This window comes from Roseospira navarrensis (genome assembly GCF_009601025.1).
GTDB lineage: Bacteria > Pseudomonadota > Alphaproteobacteria > Rhodospirillales > Rhodospirillaceae > Rhodospira > Rhodospira navarrensis.
On the sequence record NZ_WIVE01000005.1, the window covers coordinates 37,649 to 63,415 of the forward strand.

Genomic DNA, 25,767 nt, shown 5'->3' on the forward strand with positions numbered 1-25,767 from the left:
CATAGTGGAGCCGTAACGGAGGGTCGGGCCATGCCTGCACGCCGCAGTCCACGCCATCTGTCCACCGCCGGGGCGCGGGCCGTCGCCCTCGGCGCGGTGCTCGTGATGCTGGCCGCCTGCGCCACGCCGACACCGCGCACACCCACGCCCTACCAGCCGGCCGGCGAGGGCGGCGGCGGTTACAGCGGCCAGGAACTGGAACCCAACCGGCTGCGGATCACGTTTTCGGGCAACAGCACCACGCCCCGCCAGACCGTGGAAAACGCGCTGCTCTACCGCGCCGCCGAAGTCACCGTGCACCGGGGCTTCGATCACTTCGTCATCACCGATCGCGACACGGAGCGGTTCACGCGGTACGGATACGCCACGCCGCGCACGTCCCTGCATTTCGGCTACGGCACCGGATTCGGATGCTGCCGGGGATCGCGGTTCGGACTCGGGTACCGCTATGGGTTCGGCCCTTGGGGCTACCCGTACTACGCGCAGCCGGTGCCGGCGGGCAGCCGCTACACCGCACAGGCCGTCATCGTGATGCGCCCGGGCGACCCGCCGCAGGACAACGCCGAGGCCTATGACGCGCGGGCGGTGATGGCGTCCCTCGGCCCGTCGCTTCTGTTGCCCCCGAGTCCGGCGCCGACGGGGACCGCACCCGCTTCGCCGCCGGTGCCAGGGGCCAGCCCGGCGCCGACGGGGACGACCCCTGCGACGCCGTCCGCGCCGCCCGCCATGCCGCCCGCCATGCCGCCCGCCAAGCCGCCGCCGACCGCGACGGCGGACCCGCCGGCCCCGACCGCCATGCCGGGCGCGCCGACCCGGATGCCGCCCGCGCCCTCGGCCATGCCGCCGACGTCGGGCGACCCCGAACCCTGATCCTTTCGCCCGGCCAGGATCACGGTCGCCCCGCACCCCACGGCCCCTTGGGGTCGTCCCAGGGGCCGCGCCGCCGCGTGTCCTTGTGGTGGCCCACGCGCGGGATCACGGTGATCCGGCGCACGGTCCGTCGCCGGCTGAACAGGGGCACCTCGCGCCGCTTGAACAGTGGCACCAGCGCCAGCCCGACCACGAAGCCGCCCACATGCGCCCACCACGCCACGCCGCTGGCCGCCCCGCTGGGGTCGGACAGCAGGCTCAGCGCCTGCATGCCGAACCACAGGCCCAGCACGAAGATCGCCGGCACCCAGAACATGAAGATGAAGCCGAACCAGACGAACACCCGCGCCCACGGAAACAGGATCAGGTAGGCCCCGAGCACCCCCGAGATGGCGCCGCTGGCCCCGACCATGGGGGCCACGCTGTCCGGCAGTTGCAGCACGTGCAGCGCCGTCGCGGCCAGACCGCACAGCAGGTAGAACACCAGGAACCGCACCGAGCCCATGGCGTCCTCGACGTTGTTCCCGAAGATCCACAGGTACAGCATGTTGCCGGCGAGATGCAGCAGGTCGCCGTGCAGGAACATGGCGGTCACCGGAGTCGCCAAGGGGGGGATCAGGGCCAGTTCGGGGGGCAGGCTCTGGGTGCCGGTGACAACGATCGGAATCGCGCCCAGCGAGACGATCAGCTCGTATCCTTCCTGCGGCGTCAGCGCCATCTGGTAGAGGGAGGTGGCGACACAGATCGCGATCAGGCCATAGGTCACCACGCTGGGCCGCGAGGTGGGATTGTCGTCGCGCAGGGGCAGCATGGGGCGGGGCTCCTTCTGGCCGGAGGCGGGCGGCGCGGCGGGACGGCGGGGGAGGAGGGGAGGGCGGCACGAAAAACGGGGCGACCCGGACCCTCCGGATCGCCCCGCGAAACGTGCGGCTCTCAACACGTGGGGGGCGGGCGGCCCGAGGTCCAGGCCGCATCGCCCGACTTGTCCCAACGGCATTCGGCGATGACCGTTGAAGCCCGGGCCCGCCCGGCGGGTGAGGGATCCTCACCCGCCGTTGAGATCACGCGGCCTTGGCCGTGGTGCCGGAGTCGGGAGTCGCCTCGGCGGCAAGACCCTGGGCGGCGTCGATGGCCTTGCCCATCCACTCCATCACCTTGGCGCTGTCGCCCTTCTCGCCGTCCTCGATCCGCGCCATCAGCAGGCAGGCGCGCACACCGGGCGTGCCCTCCAGCAGCGGGGCGAGATGGCTGCGCGCCTGACCCCACAGCTTGGCGTCCACCGCGGCCTCGGCGGCGGCGAGACGGCTTTCCGTGTGCTGCGGATTGAAGGCCGCCAGCATTTCCATGCGCTTGGCCACGACCATGGGCTCGCCCTTGCCGGCCATGTCCCGCCAGGTGCGGGCCAGCAGCGGGTGGGGGGCGCGGCGCCAGATGTCCTCGACGATCTGGGCGGCCTTGCGGTCCTTGCTCTCCGCCACGAGCTGACGGGCCAGCAGGTCGGCCGCGTCCGGGTAGTCCGGGACGAGCTCAAGCGCCTGACGGCACAGGGTCTGCGCCTCGGATGTCTTGCCGGCCGCCTTGGCGGCCTTGGCGCGCATGAAGAAGGCCTGGGCGCGCAGGTCGCGGGCGCGCTCCGGCGCGATGCTGCCGCTCTTCTCCAGCACCTGGAGCGGGCGCTCCATGGCGTCCGGCCGATCCTGGCGCAGGGCCAGATCCAGAGCCGGCATGGCGGCCCAGCCCGGATTGTCGGCCTTGAACAGGGCGCGCTCGGTCCACTCCGCGATTTCCGCGTCGTCGCGGGCGTCCACGGCCAGATCGAGCATGCCGCGCAGGGCGCCGATCTCGGTCTCCGGGTTGGTCAGCAGGGTGGCGTAAAGCTCGCGGGCGGCCTGGGTGTTGCCGGCCCGGGCGTAGCCGTCGGCTTCCATGAGCGAGGCCGGGTTGGTGGCCGGATCGTTGAATGCCGCGCGCGTGCGGGCGGCTTCCACCTGGGCCTGGGCGCCGTTGCCGGCGCGCAGGGCGGCGTAGGCCTCACCCATGGCCTGGACCGAGCGGGACAGGTTGCCCCGGCTCTTGACCGACCGCAGGCCGAGCATGCTCAGCACCGCGCCCAGCAGGCGCAGCACGATCAGGAACAGACCGAACAGCACGACCAGGGCGACAAGCCCGTAGATCATGTTGGTATCGACCTGCCAGCCGAGCCAGTCGATGGTGAGCGACCCCGGGTTGGCGGACAGCCACAGGCCGCCCGCCACCACGGCGACGCCCACAAGAATGAGCAGGATGATTTGGAACATCGGGTTACTCCGTCGTCGGGCCCCCGCCCACGCGCGCCAGGGCGGCGGCGTTCAGCGAGGCGAGGGCAGAATCCACCGACGCACGCGCCTGGGCGTCGGCCATCCAGTCGGCGACGACCTTGCCGGCGTCGCCCTTCAGTTCGTCGAGGGCTTCGATTGCCCCGGTCAGATTCCCTTCGGCCAACAGAACCTCGGCCGAGGACAGGGCGGCGAGCCCGCCACCCGCGATCACGTCGTCCTTGCGGCGCACCGTGATGCCGTCCATGAGCGACGACACGGTGTCGCTCCAGAAAGAGTCGCCTTCCGGCACGATGGTCCGGCGCGCCGCAAGGCTGGACACATCATTGAAGGCCCGGCGCAGCTCCGGCAGGGTCCGCACGCCGGTGGCGGCGTGCTCGTCCAGCGCGTCCATTTCGCCGGTCACGTCCTCGCCCGGCGCCAGCGCGGCCACCGCGGACAGTTCCGAGGCGTAGGGCTTGCCGGCGTCCACCTGCTGGCGCAGCAGTCCGACGGACAGCATCAGGCCGACCGCGCGGGCTTCGCCGTCGGACAGTTCGGCGACCGTGGCGGCCACCGAGGCGTCCGTCTCCTCCAGGCGTGTCCCCATCTGGGCCAGGGTGTCTTCAATCGCCGCCAGGGTGTCTTCCATCGCGGCAACCCGGCTTTCCAGGGTGTCGAGGCGATCCGAGGCCACGCCCAGCGCGGCGGCCGTCGCCTCCTGGCCGCCGGTGCCGGTGGTCGCCTGGTCGGTCAGCGCCTGTTCCAGCGCGTCAAGGCGGCCGCGCAGGGCCTCCACCTGGGCGGCGGTGGCGCCGGCTTCGGGGCTGTCCGGCTGGTCCTGAGCCGCCGCCAGGGCGGTCTCGGCGGTTTCGGCCGTGCTGGCGAGAGTGGACGACAGGTCCTTGACGCTTGCCGTCAGGTCGGCGACCCGGGTTTCCAGGTCGCCCACGGCGGCCGACCCGACCGACTCGGGATAGGTCGGCAGGATCGACTGCAGCGGGCCCGGAACCTTATCGCGCCACCACGGCATGGAGCCGAAGGCGACCGCGCCCGCGATGACCAGGATCACGAACCACCGCACGATCGAGCGCATGGTGCGGTGTTCCGCCTGCTCGCGGGCATGCGAGGCGTCGGAGGCTGCCGCTTTTTCGGCCGGCCGCCCGGCGGACCCGGCATAGACGCCGTCGCCGTCGTCGTGGTGGCGGTCGTCGGGCTTCTCGTCGGGCTTCTCGTCGGGCTTGTCTTCGGGCTTCTCGTCAGGCCGGTCCTCGCCCGCCGGGTCGGACGGATCGTCCGCCTTGGACGCGGGGGGGGCCGCCGCGTTGTCCGCGGTGTCGGTCTCCTCCGGGCGGTCGGTGCGGGGGGCGTTGTCCGCCGCGGTGTCGGTCCCCGGCGTGGTCTCGTCCGACGGTCCGGCGGACTGACCCGCACCGGACGGTTCGGTGGATGTCCCCTTTTCGGGACGGGCGTGTTCGGGCGGTTTCAGGGCGGCCTCCTTCACATCGGCTTTGAACACGTCCAGCAGGGACTCCTGCGTGGGCTGGTCGGACACGCGAATCCGGCCTGACAGGATAGGATCCAGTTCGCGGGCCACGGCGGCGGACAGGGCATAGGCGGTCACCCCGCCCAGGCTCCGTTCCAGGGTCGCCTTGCGGACATGCTCGACAAAGGTGCGGGCGGTCCGTGGCGAAAAGAAGAACGCGGCGTCAATGGTGCCGTCGCGCAGCGCCGCCTGGGTGCTTCGGGACAGCGCGGCGGTCGGCCGGGCATCATACAGGTGCGCGACACGGACCGTGAAGCCGTCCGTGTCCAGCGCGCCGGCGAGGTCGCCCGCCTGGACCCGTCCGGCTGCATGGAGCAGCGGGCCATGGTCCGGGTTCAGGCGCTCGCGCACCAGGGCGGCGAGGGTCTCGACGTTGCCGCCGGCGCTTTCCACGTGGTTGAAGCCCACGTCCCGCGCGGCCCGTGCGGTCTGATCGCCCACCGCGAACACGGGCATATCGCGCTCGTCCACGGCCGTGGCCAGGGCGCGCGCGCCGTTGGCGCTGGTCATCAGGACGGCCTGAACGCCCGTCAGGTCGATGTTCGGGCCCGCGACCGGCACGATCACGAGAAGCGGTTCGTTGACGACCTCGACGCCCATCGCGCGCAAGGGGGCCGCGATACGCTCGGCGTCGTCACGGGGGCGGCTGACCAGGACACGCATCGTGGTGGTCCATCTCCCTCATACTGATCGGCGATGAACCCGACTCGTTCGTTTCATCGCCCCCGCCGCGTCGCGGCGCCGGCCCGGTCGGGCCGGTCTCAAACGGCGACAGCCGGCGAACGGCCGGCTGCCGGGTGCGGTCTGCCGCGGAACGGCGGGCCTGACGGGACGGGGGCCGGGCCCGGGGGGGGCCTAGAGCCCCCCGCCCGGCATGACCTCGCCCCGATAGGCCGGCAACGCATCGCCGGCCCGCTCCACGAGTTCGCGGGCGGCGTCGTCGCCCATGGCCATGGCGGCCGCCATGTCGGCGACCGGGCCGGACCGTTCCGTCTCCAGCGGGTCCGTGCCGTCCGGACGGACGATCAGGCAGCGCAGGCGCATCTGCCCGGGCGCCGTCCATTCCGATAGGGCGGCGATGGGGGTGCGGCAGGAGCCGTCCAGACGGGCCAGGAAGGCGCGCTCGGCGGCCACGCGGACGTGCGAGTCCCGACAGTCCAGCGCGGCCAGCCAGGCGAGCGCCCGCTCGTCGTTGGCGCGGCAGGTGATGCCGACGGCGCCCTGGGCGACGGCCGGCAGCATGTCCTCGGGTTCCATGGTGGTGGTGGCGACCTCGGCCATACCCATGCGATTCAGGCCGGCCATGGCGAGCATGGTGGCGTCGGCCGCGCCCTCGTTCAGCTTGCGCAGCCGGGTCTGCAGGTTGCCCCGGAAGTTGATGACCTTGAGGTGGGGGTAGCGGCTCAGGATCTGGGACGCCCGGCGCAGCGAGGCGGACCCGATGACGGCGCCCTCGGGCAGCTCGGCGAAGCTCTTGTACTTCACCGAGATGAAGGCGTCGCGGGGATCCTCGCGCGGCATGATGCAGGCCAGCACGAGGCCGTCCTCCAGCACGGTCGGCACGTCCTTCATGCTGTGCACGGCGATGTCGATGTCGCCCGCGGTCTGGGCGTCGTCGATCTCGCGCGTGAACAGGCCCTTGCCGCCGATTTCCGACAGCGGACGGTCCTGCACCGAGTCGCCGGTGGTTTTGATGATGTCAATGCGCATCGCGCCGTCCGCCGCCAGGGCGGGGTGGGCCGCCGCGAGGGCGTCGCGAGCCGCATGGGCCTGGGCCAGCGCGAGCGGGCTGCCGCGCGTGCCGATCTTGAGAAGTGGTGTCGTACTCATGGCCCGAGGTTTGTAAGGGGTGTTTTTCGGTCTGAAAAGCCTTAATTCTGGCGGCCATGATCGTTCTTGGCCTGGAGACCAGTTGCGACGAGACCGCGGCCGCCCTCGTGGATGGCGAGCGGCGCATTCTCGCGCACCGGCTGCTGTCGCAGCATGACGCCCACCGCCCCTATGGCGGGGTGGTGCCGGAGATCGCCGCGCGCGCCCATCTGGACCACCTGGACCGCCTGGTGGGCGAGACTCTGGACGAGGCCGGCGTGACCCTGGCCGACCTGGATGCGGTCGCCGCCACCGGCGGGCCGGGGCTGATCGGCGGCGTGATCGTGGGGGTCATGACCGCGAAGGCGCTGGCGCTGGCCGGTGGCCGGCCGTTCGTCGCCGTCAATCACCTGGAGGCGCACGCCCTGACCGCGCGCCTGAGCGACGACGTGGCCTTTCCGTTCCTGCTGCTGCTGGTTTCGGGCGGACACTGCCAGCTTCTGGCGGTGCGCGGGGTCGGGGCCTATCGGCGGTTGGGCACGACCATCGACGATGCCGCCGGCGAGTGCTTCGACAAGGTGGCCAAGATGATGGGCCTGGGCCACCCGGGCGGCCCGGCCCTGGAGCGCGCCGCCGAGGGCGGCGATCCGGATCGGTTCGCGCTGCCCCGGCCCATGCGGGGCCGGCCCGGCTGCGATGTCTCGTTCTCCGGCCTCAAGACGGCCGCCCGGCAGGTGCTGGACCGGCTGCCGCCCGGCCCGCTGTCGGTGCGCGATCGGGCCGATCTGGCCGCCGGCGTGCAGGCGGCGGTGGCCGACGTGCTGGAGGACCGCACCGGCCGCGCCATGACGCTGATGGCGGCGGACGGGGGCACAGGGGACTCGCCCACGCTGGTGGTGGCGGGCGGCGTCGCCGCCAACCGCACCCTGCGGGCGCGCCTGGGGGGACTGTGCGCGGCGCGCGGCTGGACCTTCGTCGCGCCACCCCTGGCGCTGTGCACGGACAATGCCGCCATGGTCGCCTGGGCGGGGCTGGAGCGCCTGCGCCTGGGCCTGACCGATGCGCTGGATTTCCGGCCGCGTCCGCGCTGGCCCCTGGATCCGGACGCGCCGAAGCGCCCCGGCGCGGGGGTGAAGGCATAATTCTGCACCCGGCACGTCGCGACGTGTCGGGCGCAGCCGGCCCGACCGGGCCGGCGCGGCGTAGCCGCGGAGCCGCGCGCCCCAAAGGGGCGCTGCGGCGAAAAAAGAAAAAATACTGCCCGAAGCCGCCCTACGGACTGGTACTGCAGTGTAGGGCGGGGGCGCGCCAAAGGCGCAACCCGCCGCCGCGATCAATAATCCAAATAGATCTCGGTGCGGCGGTTGCCGGCTTCGCCGGTCGGCATGATCTCGTAATACACCGGCTGGCTGTCGGAGGCCGCGCCCACGAACAGGAACTGCCCGGGCACGCCGGATCGCATCAGGGCGTCGGCCACGTTGTTTGCGCGCGCCAGCGAGACGTTGAAGTTGGCCAGCTTGTGTCGCGCGATGTCGGTGGCGCCGGTGCGGCTGGAGGCGTGGCCGACCACGCGCAGCACGCCGCCGTACTGGCGTTGCAGGGCCGCGACTTGGCTCAGAACCTGGCGGTCCTGGCCGGACAGCCGCGACGAGCCGTCGGCGAAGTAGATGACGGCGACGCGCTGACTGCGCGCGCCCGGCATGGGGCCATAGGCCGCCAGGGGTTGCGCGCCCGCCGGCCCCACCATCGCCCCCGGGGCGATGGTCGCGGCGGAGGCCGCGGCGTAGCCGCCGGGCATCGCGCCCATGCCGCTGGGGCCGGTCCGGCTCACGCCCCGGGAATCCACGATCACCGGCCCGCCGGCGTAGGCGTTGGGCACGGGCGGCGGCGGCAGTTGTCCGGGACCGGGGAAGCGCGGCGTGTTCGGCTGGATCAACGGGCCCGGCTGCTGCCGGGGATCCCGCGACGGCTCGAATCCGCCCGGGGTGGGCGTGCCGGCGGGCACGGTCACGGTGGGATCGCGCCCGGCGCCCGGGGGCGGGGGCAGCGTGCTGCGGGCCACCTCGGGGCTCTCGCCGGCCTCGATCCGGTCCGTCAGCGAGGTGTCGGCCGGCGCCTCGGTGGGGGGCGAGAACTCGGGCGGCCGCACCTCGCTGGAGCGCTGGCGGGTGCCCTCGCTCTCGGCGTAGCGGTTCTCCCGGCGATCGGCCAGCAGGCCCTCGGCCACCTGGTCGCGCTCGGAGGCGGGGGCGGCGCGTGGCGGCTCGGCCGGGCTGTTGGAGATGTCCGGGTAGTCGCCGACGGCTTCCGGGGGCGTGTCCGTGCAGCCGGCCAGGCCCACGGTCAGCGCCAGAGCGACCAGGGGGGCGGCCACAAGAGCGGTGCGCGTGCCGAGGGGACGGCGCTTGTGGCCCCGTTCGCTGGTGCTGGTGTCCTCCCCGCATCGGGAGGTCCGCCGTCTCGTCACACCTGTCAACGCCCCACTCCGCTGCAACGTGTCCGCCGGCCCGCGCCGCGATGGCGCCCCGCAGACTCAGGCCCGAACCGGGGGGCCGGTCCGGGCCTTGTGTGAAACCGCGCGGCCCCGACCCGGCGCCGCACTGCCCTGTTTCGCCGCCCGATCCCGGGTCCGACCGTGTCGTTCGATGGGATCGGTCGGGGTCCGGGCGGTTGCCCGGCGGCGTTTGTGTCCCCATAGTTGAAGGAAACCCACGCGCACCGTCGCTTGGCCCTTGGCCGGCACGGGATCATCCCTCACAATGCCCGTCAAGAACCAACGTCCCCGAGAAGGGGGAACGCCGGGCCTTCACGCGCACGGATGATAGAGGAAGGGACGATGGCCGATCAACAGGGCAGCAAGACCGAGCCGCGGGACGATCAGTGGGACCCGCAGGCATTCGCCCAGGATATGCAGGAAATCACAGAGCACGCGCAAAAGCTGTTCACCGATTTTCTCAGCCGCCAAGCCTCCGGCTCGGCGGGCCTGCCGTTCACGGACCCGCTGAACGTCAGCGAGGCCTGGCTGGACATGACCGCCAAGATGATGTCCAACCCGGCCAAGATCATGGAGGCCCAGTTCAACCTGTGGCAGGAGTACATGGCGCTGTGGCAGAACGCGGCCCAGCGCTGGCTCGGCCAGGACACGGAACCGCTGGTGCGCCCGGACCGCCACGACATGCGGTTCAAGGACGACATGTGGCAGGAAAACGAGGTCTACGACTTCATCAAGCAGTCCTACCTGCTGACCTCGCGGTGGATGCTGGGCCTCGTCCATGACGTGGAGGGCGAGGACAGCCCGGTCGCCAAGAAGGTGGACTTCTATACCCGCCAGGTCGTGGACGCCATGGCGCCCACCAACTTCGTCATGACCAACCCGCAGGTTCTGCGCACCGCCATCGAGACGCGCGGGCAGAGCCTGGTCCACGGGCTGGAGCACATGCTGGCCGACCTGGAACGGGGCAAGGGCCAACTGCGCATCACCATGACGGACGAGAACGCCTTCAAGGTGGGCGAAAACATCGTCACCACCCCGGGCAAGGTGGTCCACCAGAACAAGCTGATGCAGTTGATCCAGTACAGCCCGATGACCGAGACGGTCCACAAGCGGCCGCTGCTCATCATCCCGCCGTGGATCAACAAGTACTACATCATGGACCTGCGCGAAAAGAACTCGTTCGTGCGCTGGGCCGTCAGTCAGGGGCACACGGTCTTCCTGATCTCGTGGATCAATCCGGACGAGAGCTACCGCGACACCGCCTTTGACGACTACCTTGCGCAGGGCCCGGTTGAAGCCCTGGACGTGATCGAAAAGGCGGTCGGCGAATCCTCGGTCAACGCCATCGGGTACTGCCTGGGCGGCACCCTGCTGGGCATGACGCTGGCGTGGCTGCAGGCCCAGGGCAAGGCGGATCGCATCGCGTCGGCCACCCACTTCACCACCATGCTGGACTTCTCCGATCCGGGCGAACTGGGTGTGTTCATCGACCCCACCACCCTGGAGCACCTGGAAGAGGAGATGTTCGAGCGCGGCTATCTCGACGGCGCCGAGATGGCGACCACGTTCAACATGCTGCGGTCCAACGACCTGATCTGGTCGTTCGTGGTGAACAACTACCTGATGGGCAAGGAGCCGTTCCCCTTCGACCTGCTGTACTGGAACTCGGACAGCACCCGCATGCCGGCGGCCATGCACAGTTTCTACCTGCGCAAGTGCTACCTGGAAAACGCGCTGCGGGAGCCGGGCGCCGTGACCCTGGCCGGCGTGCCGCTGGACCTGACCAAGGTCAAGACGCCGGCCTATTTCCTGTCGGCGCGCGAGGACCACATCGCGCCCTGGCCCTCCACCTTCCGGGGCGCGCAGATCTACAGCGGGCCGGTGCGCTTCGTGCTGGCGGCCTCGGGGCACATCGCCGGCGTCATCAACCCGCCGGCCTCCAACAAGTACGTCCACTGGACCAGCACCAGCCGGTCCAAGAACCACGAAACCTGGCTGGCCGCCGCCAAGGAGAACCCGGGGTCCTGGTGGCCGGACTGGGAAAAGTGGGTCGAGAAGTACAGCGACGGCGAGGTGCCGGCGCGCCAGCCCGGCGAGGGCAAGGTCAAGCCCATCGAGGACGCCCCCGGCAGCTACGTGAAGATCCGTGCGGTCTAGGCGGCGGGCCTGTGGCACGGGGGCGGTCGTGGCCGCCCTCGCACTGGCGTCGGCGCCCGCCGGGGCGGCTGATGGAGAGGCCCTTGAGGGGCTCTCTCCGGCGGCGTTGATGGCGCACTATCAGGCGGACTGCGCCGGCGGCGCCGGGGCGGGCACGGCCGACGGCGGCGCCGCCCAGGCGCGGGCGCTGGGGGCGCGCTGCGATGCCCTGGCCCGCGCCATCCAGGGCGTGGACCTGCAGGACCGCCGCGCCGGCAGCGCGGATCTGGCCCGGCCGGACTTCTACACGCCGCGATCGGAGTGAGCGGCGGCCGGTTTTTTGGGATCATCACGGAAAACCGGGGCAATGGGGCGTCCCCGGACCTTTCGTCGGGTGCAGACCGAACGCCCTCCTTTGGCGCGGCGACCCGATTCACATATCTCAGTGGGTCGCAGGGACAGGCTTTCTGCATGCCGGACGGAGCTTGCAGCCCCGTCCGGGCCGTTGCGCCCACCGATTGGGGATGAAAACGCTCCGGGCGGGAGTGCAACTCCCGCCCGGCCTCAGGAGTGAGCGGCGTTGAGAGACGACGACGCTCGCCGCCTCTGTCGTGTCATCCTGAGCCGCTGAAAGCGGCGAAGGATCTAGACAGGCAGGGCTGCGCCGGGCCGCCCCATGCACGCCCCGGCTCGAGATCCCTCGGCTCGCTTCGCTCGCTCGGGATGACATCTGGTCGTTTGTTGGCGTTCGTCCGGACGGTCAATGCTTCGTGACGCCGGTCTCACTCCTTCCGCTCGCCCGGGTTCGGCGAAAGCCCGTAGGGCTCCACCAGCCGCCACGCATGGGCGGGGATCATGTGCTTCATCCGCTTCGGCGCCTCGCGGCGCAGGTGGATGACGCTTTCGGCGGCCTTCATCTCCAGCCGCGCCCGGGCGATCTCCGCGCCGCGCGGTCCCACCTTCGGCATCAGCCAGCCCATCAGTGGGCGCAGCCAGTTCGGCATGCCGCGCACCGGCAGCCCGCCAGCCGCTTTCTCCGTATTGGTGATGAAGCCCTGCACCGACCCGGCCCGCTTGCCCGCGCTGGTGACGGGGCGGATGCGCACCGTGTCGCCGAGCAGGTCCAGTATCTCCTCGCCCCGGTCGTTGCGCACCAGCAGCCATTGCTCGCCGCGCCCGGCCAGATAGCCCACCGTGATGTCCGCGAGCACGTTGGTGTAGTCCGCGCAACTGCGGCAGGTGAGCGGGAAGAAGTCCTTCGGCAGCTTGGAGATCGGCAGCTTCAGGAACGGGATCAGCCGCACTTTGCCGTCCTTGAAGCGCAATTCCACCCGGAAGTCGGCGCGGAATTCAAGGTACGTGACCTCCTCGGGTCGGTCCGTCAGCAGGCCCAGGAAGGTGTGGAAGTTCTCCGTGGTGGTGTTGTCCGAGCACGGCGTGCCGATGACGTACAGCCGCTCCAGCCCCAGCGTGGCTTCGAGGTGGCGGAGGGCATGGACCTGACAGGGGATGCCGATCACCGCCAACCGCCGGAAGCCCCGGGCGATGGCCGGTTCCAGCAGCGCCAGCAGGGGCGCATAGCCCATGCGCATGCCCCGGCAGTCCGCCATGGCCGCCGGATCGGTGACGATGACCGGGCGCGGCCGCCAGCGGTCCTGCGGGTCGGCGGTCATGGTCAGTACCGCGTCCACCTGGCCCGTTTCAAGCAGGCGCTGGCCCAGGCGGGTGGTGATGCCGGTCCACTGGGCCCCCGGGCGGGGCTCTTTCAGCGCGGCCTGAACCATGCGGCGGTAGGGGCCGAAGAACAGCTCGTCGCCGCGCTCCGGATCGCGCGCCCGGCCCTGGACCCGGGCCTCCATGGCGGGATAGTCGGGCCGGATGAACTGGCAGGCCGCGCCGCACTGGCGCGGGTCCGCCATGCGCGACACCCCGCAGTCGGTGCAGAGGGTGCGCGGCGCCGGCTCGGCCAGAGGCGGGGTCCAGAGGGCGTCGGCGGGGACGGGCGGGTCGGTGGGCCGGGTGTCCATGATCGCGGGCGTCTCCTGTCCAGACGGAGCGGCGAAAAAACGGGCGCCATTGTGCGCCAACCGGCCCCGGAAAGGGAACCGGCTGCGTCGCTCGGAAAGGGGGGCGCGGGCACATCGCCCCCTTCCCAGCCGTGGGAACCCATGATAGGGTCCCCGCCATCGTGAGCGGTGTGCAGGCACACCGGCTCTGGCTGAATGCATCCTGGGTCGTGCGTTTCGCCGGCCGTCCGCCTTGGGTCCATGAGCCCCGGGGCTGGCCGGAGAGGCGCCTTATTCGCTTTCGCGGGCGAGGGACCCAGGGCCGATATCCTGCCGCTGGCCGGCGGGGCCGGGGGGCCGCCCCGCCCGCCGTGATCGTGACTCGACCCCTTGCGCCGGACCGTCCGTCGGCGCCGATCGTTGAAGGAGAAGACCCCTGGTTCAGGTTCTTGTGCGCGACAACAATGTCGATCAGGCTCTCAAGGCGCTGAAGAAGAAGATGCAGCGCGAGGGCGTTTTCCGGGAGATGAAGCTGCGCCGCAACTTCGAGAAGCCGTCCGAGCGCAAGGCGCGCGAAAAGGCCGAGGCCGTGCGCCGGGCCCGCAAGCTGGAGCGCAAGCGGCTGGAGCGCGAAGGCTTCTAGCCTGCCGCGCGGCGGCGCTCCGTCGCCCACGATCGCGTTCGAGACACGACACCACCCGCTCGGGTCGGCCGTTGGAATACGGTGACCGGGACGGGTGGTTTTGTGCGTTCCGCGCCCGGTCCCGTCGGCGATGGCCGCAGCCGAGCGGTGGGCGGGCGCAGGGCGGGCGCAGGGCTCGATGCAACACGGCGAAAGGAAATCTTCAAACGATCCTGTTTAGCATTGATCTCGACGGGGTGACGGCGCGTCATGAGCGGGCCGCCATCGGATTGCCACGGACTCGACCGGAAACGGCCATCGCCACCAGGAAACGTCGGTGCTTATGAGACACGTCCCGCCCCTGTTGCTCGTGGGGTTGGCTCTGCTCGGGCTGGCCGTGGCCGGCTGTGCGCCGACTCGCATGCCGGACGCCGGAGCGCCGGTCACGGACGCGGCCTATGAGGTCCCCGCGGCCTTCACGCGCGAGGATGCGCAGCGGATGTTCGCGCAGGGCTACATTTCCGTGTCGAACCGCTACATCGAGCCCGTTGACATGGCCTCCTTCGTGGTCGCCGGGCTGCGCGGCCTACACCGATTCGATCCGGCGCTGGACGCGGTCGCGACGGACTCGGCGGTCGAGATCCGCAAGGGCGACCGGCGCATTGCCCGCTTCCTGCAGCCGGACGAGGATCGGGGCGCCGACTGGGCGCGGCTCAGCATCGACGCCATCCAGGCGGCCCGGGCGGTCTCTCCTCCTCTCGCCGAGGCCGATGCCGAATCCATCTATGACGCCGTCTTCGATTCGGCCCTGGCGAGCCTGGACCGATTCTCCCGCTACGCCGGGGCATTGGAGGCCCGGCTCAACCGGGGCAGCCGCAACGGCTTCGGCGGCATCGGCATCGTGTTCTCGATCCACGACGACGGCGGGGTGATGGTCGAGGACGTGGTGCGCGACGGCCCGGCCGCCGCCGCCGGCGTCCAGGCCGGCGATCGCATCCTGTCGGCCGACGGGGTGTCGTTCGACAGCGCCGACACCGATCTGGTGCGCGAGCGTCTGCGCGGCCCGGTGGGCAGCATCGTGCGCCTGACCCTCCTGCGCGGCAACACCGTCACCGTGGCGATCGAGCGCGGGTTGATCGTCATGCCGACGGTCGATCTGGTGCTGGAAGAGGGGGTGGCCGTGCTGCGGCTGTCCAGCTTCAACCAGGCCACCACAGAGGCCGTGGCCGATGCGGTGCAGGAGGCCCTGTCCCGGGGCGGCCCCTCCGGAGAGCCGCCGCGCGGCTTCATCATCGACATGCGCGGCAACCCCGGCGGCCTGCTCGACCAGTCGGTGCGCGTGGCGGACCTGTTCCTGAACGACGGCACCATCGTGTCCACGCGCGGCCGCCACCCGGAGGCGCGCCAGTACTACAGCGCCACTGCCGGCGACATCGCGCGCGGCCTGCCCATCGTCGTCCTGATGGACGGCGATTCGGCCTCGGCGGCCGAGATCCTGGCCGCCGCGCTGCAGGACAGCGGTCGGGCGGTGGTGATCGGGACGACGAGCTACGGCAAGGGCACGGTGCAGACGGTCATCCAACTGCCCAACGGCGGCGAGATCACGCTCACCTGGTCGCGCTTCCACAGTCCGTCCGGGTATGTGCTGCACGGGCTGGGCGTGCCGCCGGTGGCCTGCACCAGCGGCCGGGCCAGTCGGACCGAGCCCGAAGTGGTGGAGTCGGTGCTGCACGACCTGCGCAGCCAGGCGGCGCCCATCGCGCAGCGCCTGTCCTCGTGGCGGCACACGGCGTTCGAGGACACCGAGAAGCGCCGCACCCTGCGCGCCCTGTGCCCGGCGGAGCACCACGAGCCCAACGGCCTCGACGAGCGCGTGGCCCGGCGCCTGATCCAGGATCACGCCCTGTACGCCCGGGCCGTCGGCATGGCCGGGGTGCGGGCCGCCAGCCGCTAGCGCGAATCCCGAGCGATCTGGAACAGATCGCGACGACGATGTGCGTCAAGATCAGTATTCGAGAGCATTTTTTGCGCGACCCGGATGTCGTGCCAAATGCTCTCATGCCGGCCGACGGGGCCGGCGCCCCCGGCACCGCATCGCGGCGCCGTTCTATAGTTGGCCGCCCAAGGGCGGCCGGGTCTACAGATGGCCGCCCAAGGGCGGCCGGGGCGGCGACAAAACCAAAGACTCATCCTGACAGATCGTTCTGACAGGTCGTTGCAGCGACCCTGTGTCGCCGGTGTCATGTCTTCGTCGCCGGGGAATCATCCGGGCCGCCGTGAGGCCAGCGTTCACGCACGCGAAAACGGACCGCAACGGCCGGGACCCTGTCGGGCCTCGGGCATCACGATCCGCGTGGATCGGTTCGCGGGGCCGTCCCGGCGCGCCGGAACACGGGCGCGCCCGGGGGCGGTCCTACTTCAGCTTGGTTTCCTTGAAGACGACGTGCTTGCGCGCCTTCGGGTCGTACTTGCGGAACTCAAGCTTCTCGGTGGTCTTGCGCGGGTTCTTTTTGGCCACGTAAAAATAGCCCGTGCCCGCGGTGCTTTCGAGCTTCACCTGGATGGTTGCCGGCTTCGCCATGGGTTTAAAATCCCGGTGCCTGGAGGATCAAACGGAGCCGCGCACCATAACGCCGACGCCGGCGGAGTCAAGGTTTCGTTCGGCGCGCACAGGGCTCCGCACTGGGATTGCCGTTCCGTGACACGGAGGAATGGGACCCCACCTCCCGAGATCCTTCGGTCGCCCCCGCGACCATCGGAAAGATGGTCGCGGGGGCTCCCTCATGATGCCTCTCTCAAATCGAAAATCGTCATCCTGAGCCGCCATCGGCGGCGAAGGATCCCGGGAGGGGACACGACCCATGACACCCCGGTCATCCGAGTTCGGAGCCCTGTCGGGGCGCAGGGCAACACGTCCCGGTTGACGGGAGGACTCGCGCAGGTCTTGGCAACGGGTCGGAGACCCGCGCTCGAGATCCTTCAGCCGCTTTGCGGCTTCAGGATGACATCCGATGGTTTTAGTGTGTCATCCCGAGCGATCAACGCGACACGAGGGATCTCGCGAGCCGCGCTCTCATGGCGCGGAAAGCGCCGTCACGGTCCCGTGGGCGCTCTGCCCTGTCAGGCCCGGCCCCACCCGGGGCGACCCTGCCCGCGTCGCGTGCCGGATGGGGTCGGGACAGGGCGCGTTTCGTGTGACACACTCGGATGCTCAGTGGCACCCGCCCGCATATCCCCCCTCCAATCGATGGACCTGTCCCATGGGCGAGACGATCACCCTCAATGCGTCCGATGGTCACACCTTCGCCGCGTACTGCGCCGATCCGCCGGACGGCACGGCCCGGGCCGGGCTGGTGGTCGTGCAGGAGATCTTCGGCGTCAACGCCCACATCCGGGGCCTGTGCGACCGTTTCGCCGAGGCCGGCTACCGCGCCATCGCCCCCGCCCTGTTCGATCGGGTGGAACGGGGGGTGGAGCTGGCGTACGACGACGAAGGCACGGCGCGCGGCCGCGAGATTCGGGGGCGCCTGGACTGGCGCAAGCCTTTGCTCGACATCGACGCGGCGCGCAATCTGGCCGCCAGCGCCGGGCGGGTGGGGATCGTCGGCTACTGCTGGGGCGGCTCGCTGGCCTGGCTGGCCGCCTGCCGACTGGCCGGTTTCGCGGCGACCGCCTGCTACTACGGCGGCCAGATCATCCAGTTCGCCGAGGAAAACCCGCGCTGCCCCGCCATCCTGCATTTCGGCGCCCAGGATTCGCTGATCCCGCTGGACGACGTGGGGCGCATCAGCGCGGCCCATCCGGACCTGCCGATTCTGGTCCATGCGGGCGCCGGCCACGGCTTCAACTGCGACGCCCGCGACTCGTACCGGCCGGAGGTGGCGGCGGCGGCGGGCGAGCGCACGCTGCGGCTGTTCGACGAGACTCTGACGGCGCCGTGACGGGTGCGCGGTCCGGCGGTCCGTCCTATGTTGAACGGACCGACCCCGCCGCGTCTCCCCACGACCTGACCGAAAGCACCGGCCGTTCATGATTGTCGAGTGGATCCGACACAGCCTGACCCCCGCGCCCCGCCCGCTTCGCCAGATGGGCTATCTACGGGAACTGATCGCCACCGATGCGCGCCGACGGCGCAACCGGCGGGCCTGGCAACCGCACCTGCGCGAGACCCATCGCGTGATCCTGGATTGCGCCGCCCGCCTGGATCGGTGGGATACGGTGGTGGTGGTCGGGGCCGGGCTGGCCAGCGACATTCCGCTGGAGCCGCTCGCGCTGCTGTTCCGCCGGGTGGTGCTGGTGGACTTGATGTTCATGCCGTCGGTGCGGATGGCCGGGCTGCGCATGACGTCGGTCGAACTGATGCCGGGCGATATCACCGGCGTGGTGCATGCGGTCCGCAAGCTGCCCATCGGGTCGCCCCTGCCGCCGACGCGGGCGGCGATCCCCGAGCGGGACCGCGCGGATCTGGTGGTGTCTTGCAACGTGCTGTCGCAGCTTCCGCTTTTGCCGTGCCGCTGGCTGGAGGCGCGGCACGGCATCGCGCCGGACATGCTGGAGCCGTTCCGGCGTCGCCTGATCGCCGATCACCTGGACGCCCTGATGGGGGCGCCGTGCCCGGTCTGTCTGGTGACCGACACCGAACGGCAGGAGGTGACGGCGGACCGGCCGACGGCCGCCGCGGATCTGCTGCACGGCATCGAACCGGAGGTGGAGGGCGCGGCCTGGTGGTGGCGCATCGCGCCCTGGCCGGAGGAGTCCTGGCTGCACGACGTTCGCCACCGGGTGGTGGGCGGCTGGCTGCGTGGCTATGCCATCCGCGATGAACTGGTGCCGGATGTCAGTCCCGACGCCCACCCGGCCGACGACCACGGCCACGGTGGCGCGGTCGGCGCGCCCCGCCTGTCGTCGCGGGGATAAGACCGGGCGGGGGCGTCAGCCCCGCGCCCAGCGGGCGCGCGCGCCGCGCTCGATGCCGGCGGCCACCAGCCGGTCGATGTCCAGGCGGTGGCGCAGGATCTCCAGCAGGCGCAGTTCCTCCTGCAGGGCCTGTCCGTCGGCGGCGATCACGTCCAGCGCGAGAGCATAGGCGGTCTCGCGCAGGGTCGGCGGCAGGCTGTCGCGGATGACGGCCACGGCCTCTTCCACCCCGTGTTCGCCCGAGGACACAAGCTGCATGCAGGATTCCACGGCGCGGGGCAGGGCGTCCGGGTCGAATCCGGTGAACACCGGAAGGAAGCGGACGATCGCGCCCATGGTCTGCAGTTCCACGTCCTTCACGGCCGTGTCCACGGCGGACGCCAGGACCATGGTGTAGATCAGCGCTTCGTGCTGGGAGAGGGTCAGCTTGGGCTCGGAGTTCATGTCAGGATCCGTCACTCTCTGCGGCATGGGAAAAGACCTTAGCCGGGCGGATCCGGCGGCTCAAGCAAAACAGGCGAGCGCCGCGCCGGCCCTGTGGTCAGGGAGACACCGTGATCCAGCCGCGCAACTGGCGCTCGACGATCTCGGCGATGCCGGCCGTCACCCAGTCCACGCCGGGCACCAGATCATCCGGGGTGTGCCCCGTGGTCTCCATGGTGTTGCCGCAGGCCACGTACTCGATGTCGTACTTCAGTTGGCTGGCGATGCGGTCGGCCACCGGACTGTCCTGGTAGAGCATCTGCATGCCCTGGCCATAGGCGACGATCGCGATTTGCACGTTGTCGATGCCGTAGAACTTCTGCAGGTTGATCGCGTTCCACAGGATGCTGTTGGCTTCGCGTTCGTCGGCGGTGGTCAGTTGCAGAATGATCTGACGGGGATTGTCGAAGCCGGGCAGGGGCTCGGACAGCTCCGTTTCCCCGGCGGCGGCCGGGCCGGGGGCGGCCGCAAAAGCGAGGACCAGGGCGAGGGCGACGGCGCCACACAGGCCGCGGGTGGCGGCACGGACGGACAGGCGCCGGGCGGATGCGGCAGGGGGCATGCTCGGAGTCCTTCTGGTCGCGAGGGCTGGGCGCGAGGGCAGGGTGTCATCGGTTGTGATGGGTCGATCCCTGTCGCGTCAAGAGGCAACGCGGGTGGGCGCAGAGCAATCGGGTGAAGGGACCTTTGGCGCATTGCGAGACGTCGTCGGGCGGGCCGGCGCCGAAGGCGCAAACCGCTTCCGCGCCGTCAGAGCAGGCCTCTCGAGATCCCTCGTCTCGCTTCGCTCACTCGGGATGACACACTAAAATGATAGGATGTCATCCTGACGCCGCGAAGCGGCTGAAGGATCAGGCGCGGGACAGGGACCGGACAGGGACGGGGGGCTCAGGCCACCATGTTGAGCGGCGCGCGGACGCGGGCGTCGGGCGGGCCGGCGGCGTCATCGGCGGCCCCCATGGCCGCACCGAAGCCATCGCCCCGGGTCTGACCGCTCCCGGGTCGCAGGAGCGCCAGGGTATCGGCGCTGCCATAGGCCGCCGCGGCGGCCGCGAAGGCGCCGGTCGAGTCCGCGTCCGCCGCGTCGGTCCGCTGCCGGGCGGCGGCCTCCGCCTCCGCGGCCTCGCGCTCGGCGTCGGCCTCGGCCTCCTCGGCCCGCTCCTGGCGCCGCACATCGGCTTCCGCCTGGGTCGCGGCGGCCTGTGCGGCGGCGGCGGCGGCGCGGTCGGCGGGGGAGGGATCCGCCGGGGCCAGGGCGGCGCGCCGGACCTGCTCCATGTCGCGGATGACCTGTTCCGGATCGCCGCCGCTGGCGGTGACCCGGATGGGGACCTCGCCGGCCACGGCGTATTGCTTGCCGTCCGGGCCGGTCACGAAGGTATAGCTGGCCGGGCCGGTGACTCCGGCCCCGGCGGCCCGATGCGCGGCCTCGTGCTGGCGCACCCGGCGGTCGATGGCCTGCAGGCGGCGGACCTCGGCGCGTTCGGCCTCGGTCAGCCCGTCCGCCCCGGCGGCATCCTCGCCCCGCCCGCCAGAGGCTCCACCGGAGCCCATCCCGCCGGCCGCGCCGGGTAAGGCGCCCACCTCGACCGAGGCCGGGTCCGTGAACTCGGGTTCGCCGGTCAGCGGGTCGATCTCGGCCAGTTCGCCGGTCAGGGGGTCGATGGGACGGGAGACGCCGCCCGTGGTGGCCTCCTGCGACCCGTTCAGGCCGCCGAACACGCCGATCATCTCGGTGGACAGGGAGGGGGCGCTGCCGGCGATGGTGAAGGCGGGCCGGGTCGGACCCCGCGCGCCCGACGCCGCCGCGGCCCCGCGCGTCGAGCCCTGCTGGCTGTTCGGACCCTGGCGGTTGAGGCGCGCGGACGGCTCTTCCACCGCGGCCGGGCCGCGCTGGGTCAGAACCTGCGGCGTCGCCGCCTGAATGATGACATCGGCCTGCATGAGCGTCCCGCAGCCTCACGCAATGGTCCCGGACGGCGGGAGACGACCTCGCCGGACCCGGGACGGTTCCCTCCGGAAAAAACGCTGAAACCCTCTAAAATCCAACATAAGATCGGATCGATCGCGTTTCAACGGTCGTGTCGGACTGCGCGGAAATCAAGAGGTTCGGGAGGGCTGCCACGAGCGCGGGGCGTCCTGGGGCGAGTCCCGAGTCGCGGCGGCCGGGGCCTCATGCGCGGCCAGGGCGTCGCAGACCTCGCCGACGCGGGCCTCGGTCATGCCGGTGAAGAACGCGCCGGCCAGGATGCGCAGGGTCGGACAGATATGTTACCAACGGCCTCTGCCGAGGACCGTTGGAGTCCGTGGCTGGCCCACTCCCCCACCCGGCCACCCAACGCCAGTATCCTATGGGTGGCCGGGAGGGGGAGTGGGCCGGTGCCGTCCTGCCGCCGGGAATACTTGCGCGGCCAGGGCGTCGCAGACCTCGCCGACGCGGCCCGGCGTCATGCCGGTAAAGAACGCGCCGGCCAGGATGCGCAGGGTCGGACCCTGTTGGCAGCGGCCCAGGCACTGGACCTCCTCGATGCGGAGGGGCAGGCCGCGCCGGGCCGCTTCCGCGCGCAGGGCCTCCAGCACGGCCCGCGACCCGGCGCCCCCGCACGAGGGCGCGCCGGCGGGGCGCGCCTTGACGCAGGCGATCACGGGGGGCGGGCCGGCATCGCCGCTCATGACGCCCCTCAGCCCCAGAGGCCGGCCGGGACGGGGCTCATCCAGCCCCGGTCATAGGCGATGGCGGGCACGCGGTCCTTGCCCAGCAAGACCGGGCCGTCCAGGTCCACGAAATCGGCGGTCGCGGCGACCACGGTGGCCGGCGCCATGGCCAGCGATGTGCCCACCATGCAGCCGACCATCAGGCCGAGCCCCCGGACGCGGGCCGCCGCCGCCATGTCCAGGGCCTCGGTCAGGCCGCCGGTCTTGTCCAGCTTGATGTTGACGGCGTCGTAGAGCGTCGCCAGCCGGTCGATATCCCCCGAGGTATGGGCGCTTTCGTCGGCGCACAGGGGGACGGGCGAGGTGAGCCCGGCCAGTCCGCCGTCCTCGTCGGCCGGCAGCGGCTGTTCCAGCAGGCCGACCCGCAGGCGGGCCAGATCGGGCAGCAGGGCGCGAAGCTGATCCACGCTCCACGCTTCGTTGGCGTCCACGATCAGTTCCGAGGCGGGGGCGCCCTCGCGCACGGCGGCGATCCGCTCCAGCGCGCCGTCCGCGCCCACCTTGACCTTGAGCAGGGGACGATCCGACAGCGCGGCCGCCTTGTCCCGCATGGCGGCGGGCTCGGCGATGGACAGAGTCTCCGCCGTCACCATGCGCGTCGGCGGGGCCGCCACGCCCGCCAGGTCCCAGGCCCGCTGTCCGGTGCGCTTGCATTCCAGGTCCCACAGCGCGGCGTCCACCGCGTTGCGCGCCGCACCGCCCGGCAGGCGCGCCCGCAGTCCCGCGCGGTCCAGACCCAGGGCCAGGTCGCCGCGCAGGGCCTCGATGGCCTCGGCCACCGCCTCCGGCGTTTCGCCGTAGCGCGCATAGGGCACGCATTCGCCCCGACCCCAGATCGACCCCTCCACGAGCGTGGCGACCACCACCACGGCCTCGGTCCGGGTGCCGCGCGAAATCGTGAAGCCGCCGGCGATGGGCCAGCGCTCGATCTCAACCCGCAGGTCAGCCATCGGACAGCAGCCGATCCACCAGCGGATCGACCCCCGTGCGCACCGGGTCCACCACGGGCAGGCCCAGGTCCTCGCTGGCCTCGTGCATGACGCGGCGGGCGGCATCATCGTCCAGGGCCGAGGTGTTGAAGCAGGCCCCGATGAACTTGACGTCCGGGCTGACCAGCCGGGCGCAGCGCAGGTTCAGGTCCATGCAGTCCTTGAGGTCGGGCAGGGGGAAGCCCGGCAGGCCGCGCATGTGCGGGCGGCCCGGCTCGTGGCAGAGCACCAGATACTGCGGCTGCGCCCCGTGCAGCAGCCCCAGCGAGACGCCCGCGTACGACGCATGGAACAGGCTGCCCTGACCCTCCACCAGATCATAATGGTCGTCGTCGTGGGCCGGGCACAGGGTCTCGGTCGCGCCGGAGATGAAGTCCGCGACCACGGCGTCCACACTCACGCCGCCGCCGGCGATCAGGATGCCGGTCTGCCCGGTGGCGCGGAAGTCCACGTTAAGGTGCCGCGCCTTCATGGCCCGTTCCATGGCGAGCATGGCGTACATCTTGCCCACCGAGCAGTCCGTGCCCACGGCCAGCACGCGCTTGCCCGAGCGGGGCACGCCGTGGGCGACCGGATAGGTTTCGGTCGGGTGGCGCACGTCGTGCAGCACGCGGCCGTTCTCGTGGGCGGCCTCCACCAACTCCGGGATGTCGTTGAGGCGGTTGTGCAGGCCGGCCGCGATGTCCAGGCCGGCGGCCAGCGCCTCCAGGAAGACGCCGCGCCAGGCCTCGCCGATCACGCCGCCCCGGTTGGCCACGCCCACCACCAGGGTGGCGGCCCCGCGCGCGGCCGCGTCCTCGACCGTCATGTCCGGCAGGCCCAGCGTGGTCTTGCAGCCGGGCAGGCGGAGCTGGCCGACGCAGGCCTCCGGTCGGAACTGGTGGATCCCGCGCGCCGTCTTGGCGGCCAGGTGGTCGGCGGCATCGCCGAGGAAAAGCAGGTAGGGTTGGCTCAGGGTCATGGGGGTGGGCCTCTCGCGGCGTCTGATCCCAACGGCGGGTGCGTGTGACTCACCCGCCCCGGGCGCCCCAAGGGCGCCCATTCTTGAAATCTGGCACCGCGCAGCGGTGCCAGGGCGGCACCGGCCCACTCCCCCACCCGGCCACCCATCGCATACTGGTGTTGGGTGGCCGGGTGGGGGAGCGGGCCGGCCACGGACTCAACGGTCATCGTCAGATGCCGTTGGACTGACTCGGAGCAGACCCTATGCGCCCTTTTGCCTCGGGAAAAGGGGGTGTGTATAAGGCGTCGGTTCGCCCCACCCCCGTTGGCTCCCAGCGAGAGGCCCTGCCATGTCCGAGTCCCTGTACAGCCTGATCGAGTCCCGCTTCCCCGCAGACCGCGCCAAGGTGTTGCTGGAGACCGGCGACGGCACCGTGTGGCGCTATGCCGACGTCGAGGCCGGCGCGGCCCGCATGGCGCGGGCGCTGGCGGACCGGGGCGTGCGGAAGGGTGACCGGGTGGCGGTGCAGGTGGACAAGTCGCCCGAGGCGCTGGTGCTGTATCTGGCCTGCCTGCGCGGCGGGTTCGTGTTCCTGCCCATGAACACGGCGTACCGGCCGGACGAAGTGGACTTCCTGGTGGGCAACGCCGAGCCGGCGGCCGTGGTCTGTCGCCCGACCGACGAAGAGACCGTGCGCGGCATCGCGGCCAGGCATGGCGATCCGCTGGTGCTGACCCTGGGGACGGACGGCACGGGCTCGCTGGTCGAGGCCGCCGACGCCGCCCCGGCGGATTTCCCCGTCGTGGCCTGCGCGGCGGACGATCTGGCGGCGATGCTCTACACCAGCGGCACCACCGGCAAGCCCAAGGGGGCCATGCTGACCCACCGCAATCTGGCCGCCAACGGCCTGGATCTGGTCGAGTCCTGGCGCTTCACGGCGGACGACGTGCTGTTGCACGCCCTGCCGATCTTCCACGCCCACGGTCTGTTCGTGGCCTGCCACTGCGTGCTTCTCGCCGGGGCGTCGATGATCTGGCTGCCCGGATTCGACCGCGCCGAGGTGCTGCGCCACCTGCCCCGGGCGACCGCGTTCATGGGCGTGCCCACCTTTTATGTGCGCCTGCTGGCGGGCGACGATTTCGACCGCGCGGCCTGTGCGTCCATGCGGCTGTTCACCGCCGGGTCGGCGCCGCTGCTGGCCGAGACCCACGAGGCGTTCAGCGCCCGCACCGGCCACGCCATCCTGGAGCGCTACGGCATGACCGAGACCGGCATGCTCACCGGCAACCCGTATGACGCCGAGCGCCGGCCGGGTTCGGTCGGGTTTCCGTTCCCTCAGGTGGAGGTCCGGGTGGCGGACGACGCGGACACGCCGCTGCCCACCGGGGAGATCGGCGGCATCCAGGTGCGCGGCCCCAACGTCATGAAGGGCTATTGGCGCCTGCCCGGGAAGACCGCCGAGGAGTTCACCGCCGACGGCTGGTTCCGCACCGGCGATGTGGGGCGGATCGACGACCGGGGCTATCTGTTCATCGTCGGCCGCGCCAAGGATCTGGTGATCTCGGGCGGCTACAACGTCTATCCGAAGGAGGTCGAATCGGTCATCGACGACCTGCCGGGCGTGGTCGAAAGCGCGGTGATCGGCGTGCCCCATCCCGACTTCGGCGAAGGCGTGGTGGCCGTGGTGGTGCCGGAGGGCGCGGGCGCCCCCGACGAGGCGGCCGTGATCGCGCATTGCAAGGACCACCTCGCGAACTACAAGACGCCCAAGCGGGTGTTCTTCGTGCCCGAACTGCCGCGCAACACCATGGGCAAGGTGCAGAAGGCCCAGTTGCGCGACCAGCATGCGGACCTGTTCAAGGGGTAGGGAGGGCGTCGGAAACGGGGGCGGCACGGTCTCCGCCACAAAACCCATTGTGCTTTGCGTGTACCCGGGCCATGGT

22 protein-coding genes are annotated in these 25,767 nt (G+C 71.2%); 9 read left to right on the top strand and 13 right to left on the bottom strand.

Annotated elements, in window-relative coordinates:
• Positions 1-30: 30 nt before the first annotated feature.
• Positions 31-870, top strand: coding sequence for a DUF5320 domain-containing protein (locus GHC57_RS19455; RefSeq protein ID WP_211369109.1), 840 nt, complete (start codon positions 31-33; stop codon positions 868-870).
• A gap of 19 nt (positions 871-889) precedes the next feature.
• On the opposite strand, the gene GHC57_RS03275 is transcribed toward GHC57_RS19455, so the two are convergent.
• The 4 genes from GHC57_RS03275 to hemC all read right to left on the bottom strand — a co-directional run bounded on the left by GHC57_RS03275 (position 890) and on the right by hemC (position 6,540).
• Positions 890-1,681 (bottom strand): rhomboid family intramembrane serine protease, encoded by a 792-nt coding sequence (locus GHC57_RS03275; protein WP_153341127.1) that lies wholly within the window; start codon positions 1,679-1,681, stop codon positions 890-892.
• 250 nt (positions 1,682-1,931) lie between these two features.
• Positions 1,932-3,167: a heme biosynthesis HemY N-terminal domain-containing protein gene (locus GHC57_RS03280; RefSeq protein WP_153341130.1), complete on the bottom strand. Its 1,236-nt coding sequence runs from the start codon at positions 3,165-3,167 to the stop codon at positions 1,932-1,934.
• A 4-nt stretch (positions 3,168-3,171) separates the two neighbouring features.
• On the bottom strand, positions 3,172-5,373 hold the full coding sequence (locus tag GHC57_RS03285) for a uroporphyrinogen-III synthase (protein ID WP_153341131.1): 2,202 nt from the start codon (positions 5,371-5,373) through the stop codon (positions 3,172-3,174).
• Between the two features lie 192 nt (positions 5,374-5,565).
• Positions 5,566-6,540 (bottom strand): hydroxymethylbilane synthase, encoded by a 975-nt coding sequence (gene hemC, locus GHC57_RS03290; protein ID WP_153341133.1) that lies wholly within the window; start codon positions 6,538-6,540, stop codon positions 5,566-5,568.
• A gap of 56 nt (positions 6,541-6,596) precedes the next feature.
• Here hemC and tsaD point away from each other — a divergent pair, with 56 nt between their 5' ends.
• Positions 6,597-7,661 carry a tRNA (adenosine(37)-N6)-threonylcarbamoyltransferase complex transferase subunit TsaD gene (gene tsaD, locus GHC57_RS03295; RefSeq protein ID WP_153341135.1) on the top strand — a complete coding sequence of 355 codons (1,065 nt, stop codon included), beginning with the start codon at positions 6,597-6,599 and terminating at the stop codon, positions 7,659-7,661.
• A gap of 191 nt (positions 7,662-7,852) precedes the next feature.
• Here the strand turns inward: tsaD and GHC57_RS20380 are convergent, their stop codons facing one another.
• Positions 7,853-8,986, bottom strand: coding sequence for an OmpA family protein (locus GHC57_RS20380; protein WP_153341137.1), 1,134 nt, complete (start codon positions 8,984-8,986; stop codon positions 7,853-7,855).
• Between the two features lie 369 nt (positions 8,987-9,355).
• On the opposite strand from GHC57_RS20380, the gene phaC reads away from it, so the two are divergent.
• The gene (phaC, locus tag GHC57_RS03305) at positions 9,356-11,170 is read left to right on the top strand and encodes a class I poly(R)-hydroxyalkanoic acid synthase (RefSeq protein ID WP_153341139.1); all 1,815 of its coding nucleotides are present in this window, start codon (positions 9,356-9,358) and stop codon (positions 11,168-11,170) included.
• Between the two features lie 28 nt (positions 11,171-11,198).
• Positions 11,199-11,474, top strand: a complete 276-nt coding sequence (locus tag GHC57_RS03310; RefSeq protein ID WP_153341141.1) for a hypothetical protein — start codon at positions 11,199-11,201, stop codon at positions 11,472-11,474.
• Positions 11,475-11,931: 457 nt separating this feature from the next.
• On the opposite strand, the gene GHC57_RS03315 is transcribed toward GHC57_RS03310, so the two are convergent.
• Positions 11,932-13,176, bottom strand: a complete 1,245-nt coding sequence (locus GHC57_RS03315) for a Coenzyme F420 hydrogenase/dehydrogenase, beta subunit C-terminal domain (RefSeq protein ID WP_153341143.1) — start codon at positions 13,174-13,176, stop codon at positions 11,932-11,934.
• 415 nt (positions 13,177-13,591) lie between these two features.
• On the opposite strand from GHC57_RS03315, the gene rpsU reads away from it, so the two are divergent.
• Both rpsU and GHC57_RS03325 read left to right on the top strand, forming a co-directional pair.
• Positions 13,592-13,798 (top strand): 30S ribosomal protein S21, encoded by a 207-nt coding sequence (gene rpsU / locus GHC57_RS03320; RefSeq protein ID WP_092782067.1) that lies wholly within the window; start codon positions 13,592-13,594, stop codon positions 13,796-13,798.
• 322 nt (positions 13,799-14,120) lie between these two features.
• The gene (locus GHC57_RS03325; RefSeq protein ID WP_153341145.1) at positions 14,121-15,731 is read left to right on the top strand and encodes a S41 family peptidase; all 1,611 of its coding nucleotides are present in this window, start codon (positions 14,121-14,123) and stop codon (positions 15,729-15,731) included.
• A 459-nt stretch (positions 15,732-16,190) separates the two neighbouring features.
• On the opposite strand, the gene rpmG is transcribed toward GHC57_RS03325, so the two are convergent.
• Positions 16,191-16,358 carry a 50S ribosomal protein L33 gene (gene rpmG, locus GHC57_RS03330; protein WP_153341147.1) on the bottom strand — a complete coding sequence of 56 codons (168 nt, stop codon included), beginning with the start codon at positions 16,356-16,358 and terminating at the stop codon, positions 16,191-16,193.
• 679 nt (positions 16,359-17,037) lie between these two features.
• Here rpmG and GHC57_RS03335 point away from each other — a divergent pair.
• The gene (locus GHC57_RS03335) at positions 17,038-17,718 is read left to right on the top strand and encodes a dienelactone hydrolase family protein (protein ID WP_153341149.1); all 681 of its coding nucleotides are present in this window, start codon (positions 17,038-17,040) and stop codon (positions 17,716-17,718) included.
• An 88-nt stretch (positions 17,719-17,806) separates the two neighbouring features.
• Positions 17,807-18,694, top strand: a complete 888-nt coding sequence (locus GHC57_RS03340; protein WP_153341151.1) for a hypothetical protein — start codon at positions 17,807-17,809, stop codon at positions 18,692-18,694.
• Positions 18,695-18,709: 15 nt separating this feature from the next.
• Here GHC57_RS03340 and GHC57_RS03345 read toward each other — a convergent pair whose 3' ends face one another.
• The 6 genes from GHC57_RS03345 to dgcN all read right to left on the bottom strand — a co-directional run bounded on the left by GHC57_RS03345 (position 18,710) and on the right by dgcN (position 23,842).
• Positions 18,710-19,138: a tellurite resistance TerB family protein gene (locus GHC57_RS03345; RefSeq protein ID WP_153341153.1), complete on the bottom strand. Its 429-nt coding sequence runs from the start codon at positions 19,136-19,138 to the stop codon at positions 18,710-18,712.
• 97 nt (positions 19,139-19,235) lie between these two features.
• Complete coding sequence (locus tag GHC57_RS03350; RefSeq protein ID WP_153341154.1) at positions 19,236-19,739, bottom strand: DsrE family protein; 504 nt, start codon at positions 19,737-19,739, stop codon at positions 19,236-19,238.
• A 326-nt stretch (positions 19,740-20,065) separates the two neighbouring features.
• A complete protein-coding gene (locus GHC57_RS03355; protein ID WP_153341156.1) occupies positions 20,066-21,121 on the bottom strand; it encodes a putative metalloprotease CJM1_0395 family protein in 1,056 nt (351 codons plus the stop codon).
• A 405-nt stretch (positions 21,122-21,526) separates the two neighbouring features.
• Positions 21,527-21,850 carry a (2Fe-2S) ferredoxin domain-containing protein gene (locus GHC57_RS03360; protein ID WP_153341158.1) on the bottom strand — a complete coding sequence of 108 codons (324 nt, stop codon included), beginning with the start codon at positions 21,848-21,850 and terminating at the stop codon, positions 21,527-21,529.
• 8 nt (positions 21,851-21,858) lie between these two features.
• Positions 21,859-22,842: an N-acetyl-D-Glu racemase DgcA gene (gene dgcA / locus GHC57_RS03365; RefSeq protein WP_153341161.1), complete on the bottom strand. Its 984-nt coding sequence runs from the start codon at positions 22,840-22,842 to the stop codon at positions 21,859-21,861.
• Complete coding sequence (dgcN, locus tag GHC57_RS03370) at positions 22,835-23,842, bottom strand: N-acetyltransferase DgcN (RefSeq protein ID WP_153341163.1); 1,008 nt, start codon at positions 23,840-23,842, stop codon at positions 22,835-22,837. Before dgcN ends, dgcA begins: the two co-directional genes overlap by 8 nt.
• Positions 23,843-24,173: 331 nt before the next feature.
• On the opposite strand from dgcN, the gene GHC57_RS03375 reads away from it, so the two are divergent.
• Positions 24,174-25,691 carry a malonate--CoA ligase gene (locus GHC57_RS03375; protein WP_153341165.1) on the top strand — a complete coding sequence of 506 codons (1,518 nt, stop codon included), beginning with the start codon at positions 24,174-24,176 and terminating at the stop codon, positions 25,689-25,691.
• Positions 25,692-25,767 lie beyond the last annotated feature (76 nt).

Coding starts and splice junctions, on each gene's coding strand:
- GHC57_RS03340 (WP_153341151.1), top strand. CDS start 17,807: ATGATTGTCGAGTGGATCCGACACAGCCTGACCCCCGCGCCCCGCCCG.
- GHC57_RS03350 (WP_153341154.1), bottom strand. CDS start 19,739: ATGCCCCCTGCCGCATCCGCCCGGCGCCTGTCCGTCCGTGCCGCCACC.
- hemC (WP_153341133.1), bottom strand. CDS start 6,540: ATGAGTACGACACCACTTCTCAAGATCGGCACGCGCGGCAGCCCGCTC.
- GHC57_RS03345 (WP_153341153.1), bottom strand. CDS start 19,138: ATGAACTCCGAGCCCAAGCTGACCCTCTCCCAGCACGAAGCGCTGATC.
- GHC57_RS03360 (WP_153341158.1), bottom strand. CDS start 21,850: ATGAGCGGCGATGCCGGCCCGCCCCCCGTGATCGCCTGCGTCAAGGCG.
- dgcA (WP_153341161.1), bottom strand. CDS start 22,842: ATGGCTGACCTGCGGGTTGAGATCGAGCGCTGGCCCATCGCCGGCGGC.
- GHC57_RS03315 (WP_153341143.1), bottom strand. CDS start 13,176: ATGGACACCCGGCCCACCGACCCGCCCGTCCCCGCCGACGCCCTCTGG.
- phaC (WP_153341139.1), top strand. CDS start 9,356: ATGGCCGATCAACAGGGCAGCAAGACCGAGCCGCGGGACGATCAGTGG.
- GHC57_RS03355 (WP_153341156.1), bottom strand. CDS start 21,121: ATGCAGGCCGATGTCATCATTCAGGCGGCGACGCCGCAGGTTCTGACC.
- GHC57_RS03285 (WP_153341131.1), bottom strand. CDS start 5,373: ATGCGTGTCCTGGTCAGCCGCCCCCGTGACGACGCCGAGCGTATCGCG.
- GHC57_RS03335 (WP_153341149.1), top strand. CDS start 17,038: ATGGGCGAGACGATCACCCTCAATGCGTCCGATGGTCACACCTTCGCC.
- tsaD (WP_153341135.1), top strand. CDS start 6,597: ATGATCGTTCTTGGCCTGGAGACCAGTTGCGACGAGACCGCGGCCGCC.
- GHC57_RS03275 (WP_153341127.1), bottom strand. CDS start 1,681: ATGCTGCCCCTGCGCGACGACAATCCCACCTCGCGGCCCAGCGTGGTG.
- GHC57_RS03325 (WP_153341145.1), top strand. CDS start 14,121: ATGAGACACGTCCCGCCCCTGTTGCTCGTGGGGTTGGCTCTGCTCGGG.
- GHC57_RS19455 (WP_211369109.1), top strand. CDS start 31: ATGCCTGCACGCCGCAGTCCACGCCATCTGTCCACCGCCGGGGCGCGG.
- GHC57_RS03280 (WP_153341130.1), bottom strand. CDS start 3,167: ATGTTCCAAATCATCCTGCTCATTCTTGTGGGCGTCGCCGTGGTGGCG.
- GHC57_RS03375 (WP_153341165.1), top strand. CDS start 24,174: ATGTCCGAGTCCCTGTACAGCCTGATCGAGTCCCGCTTCCCCGCAGAC.
- rpmG (WP_153341147.1), bottom strand. CDS start 16,358: ATGGCGAAGCCGGCAACCATCCAGGTGAAGCTCGAAAGCACCGCGGGC.
- dgcN (WP_153341163.1), bottom strand. CDS start 23,842: ATGACCCTGAGCCAACCCTACCTGCTTTTCCTCGGCGATGCCGCCGAC.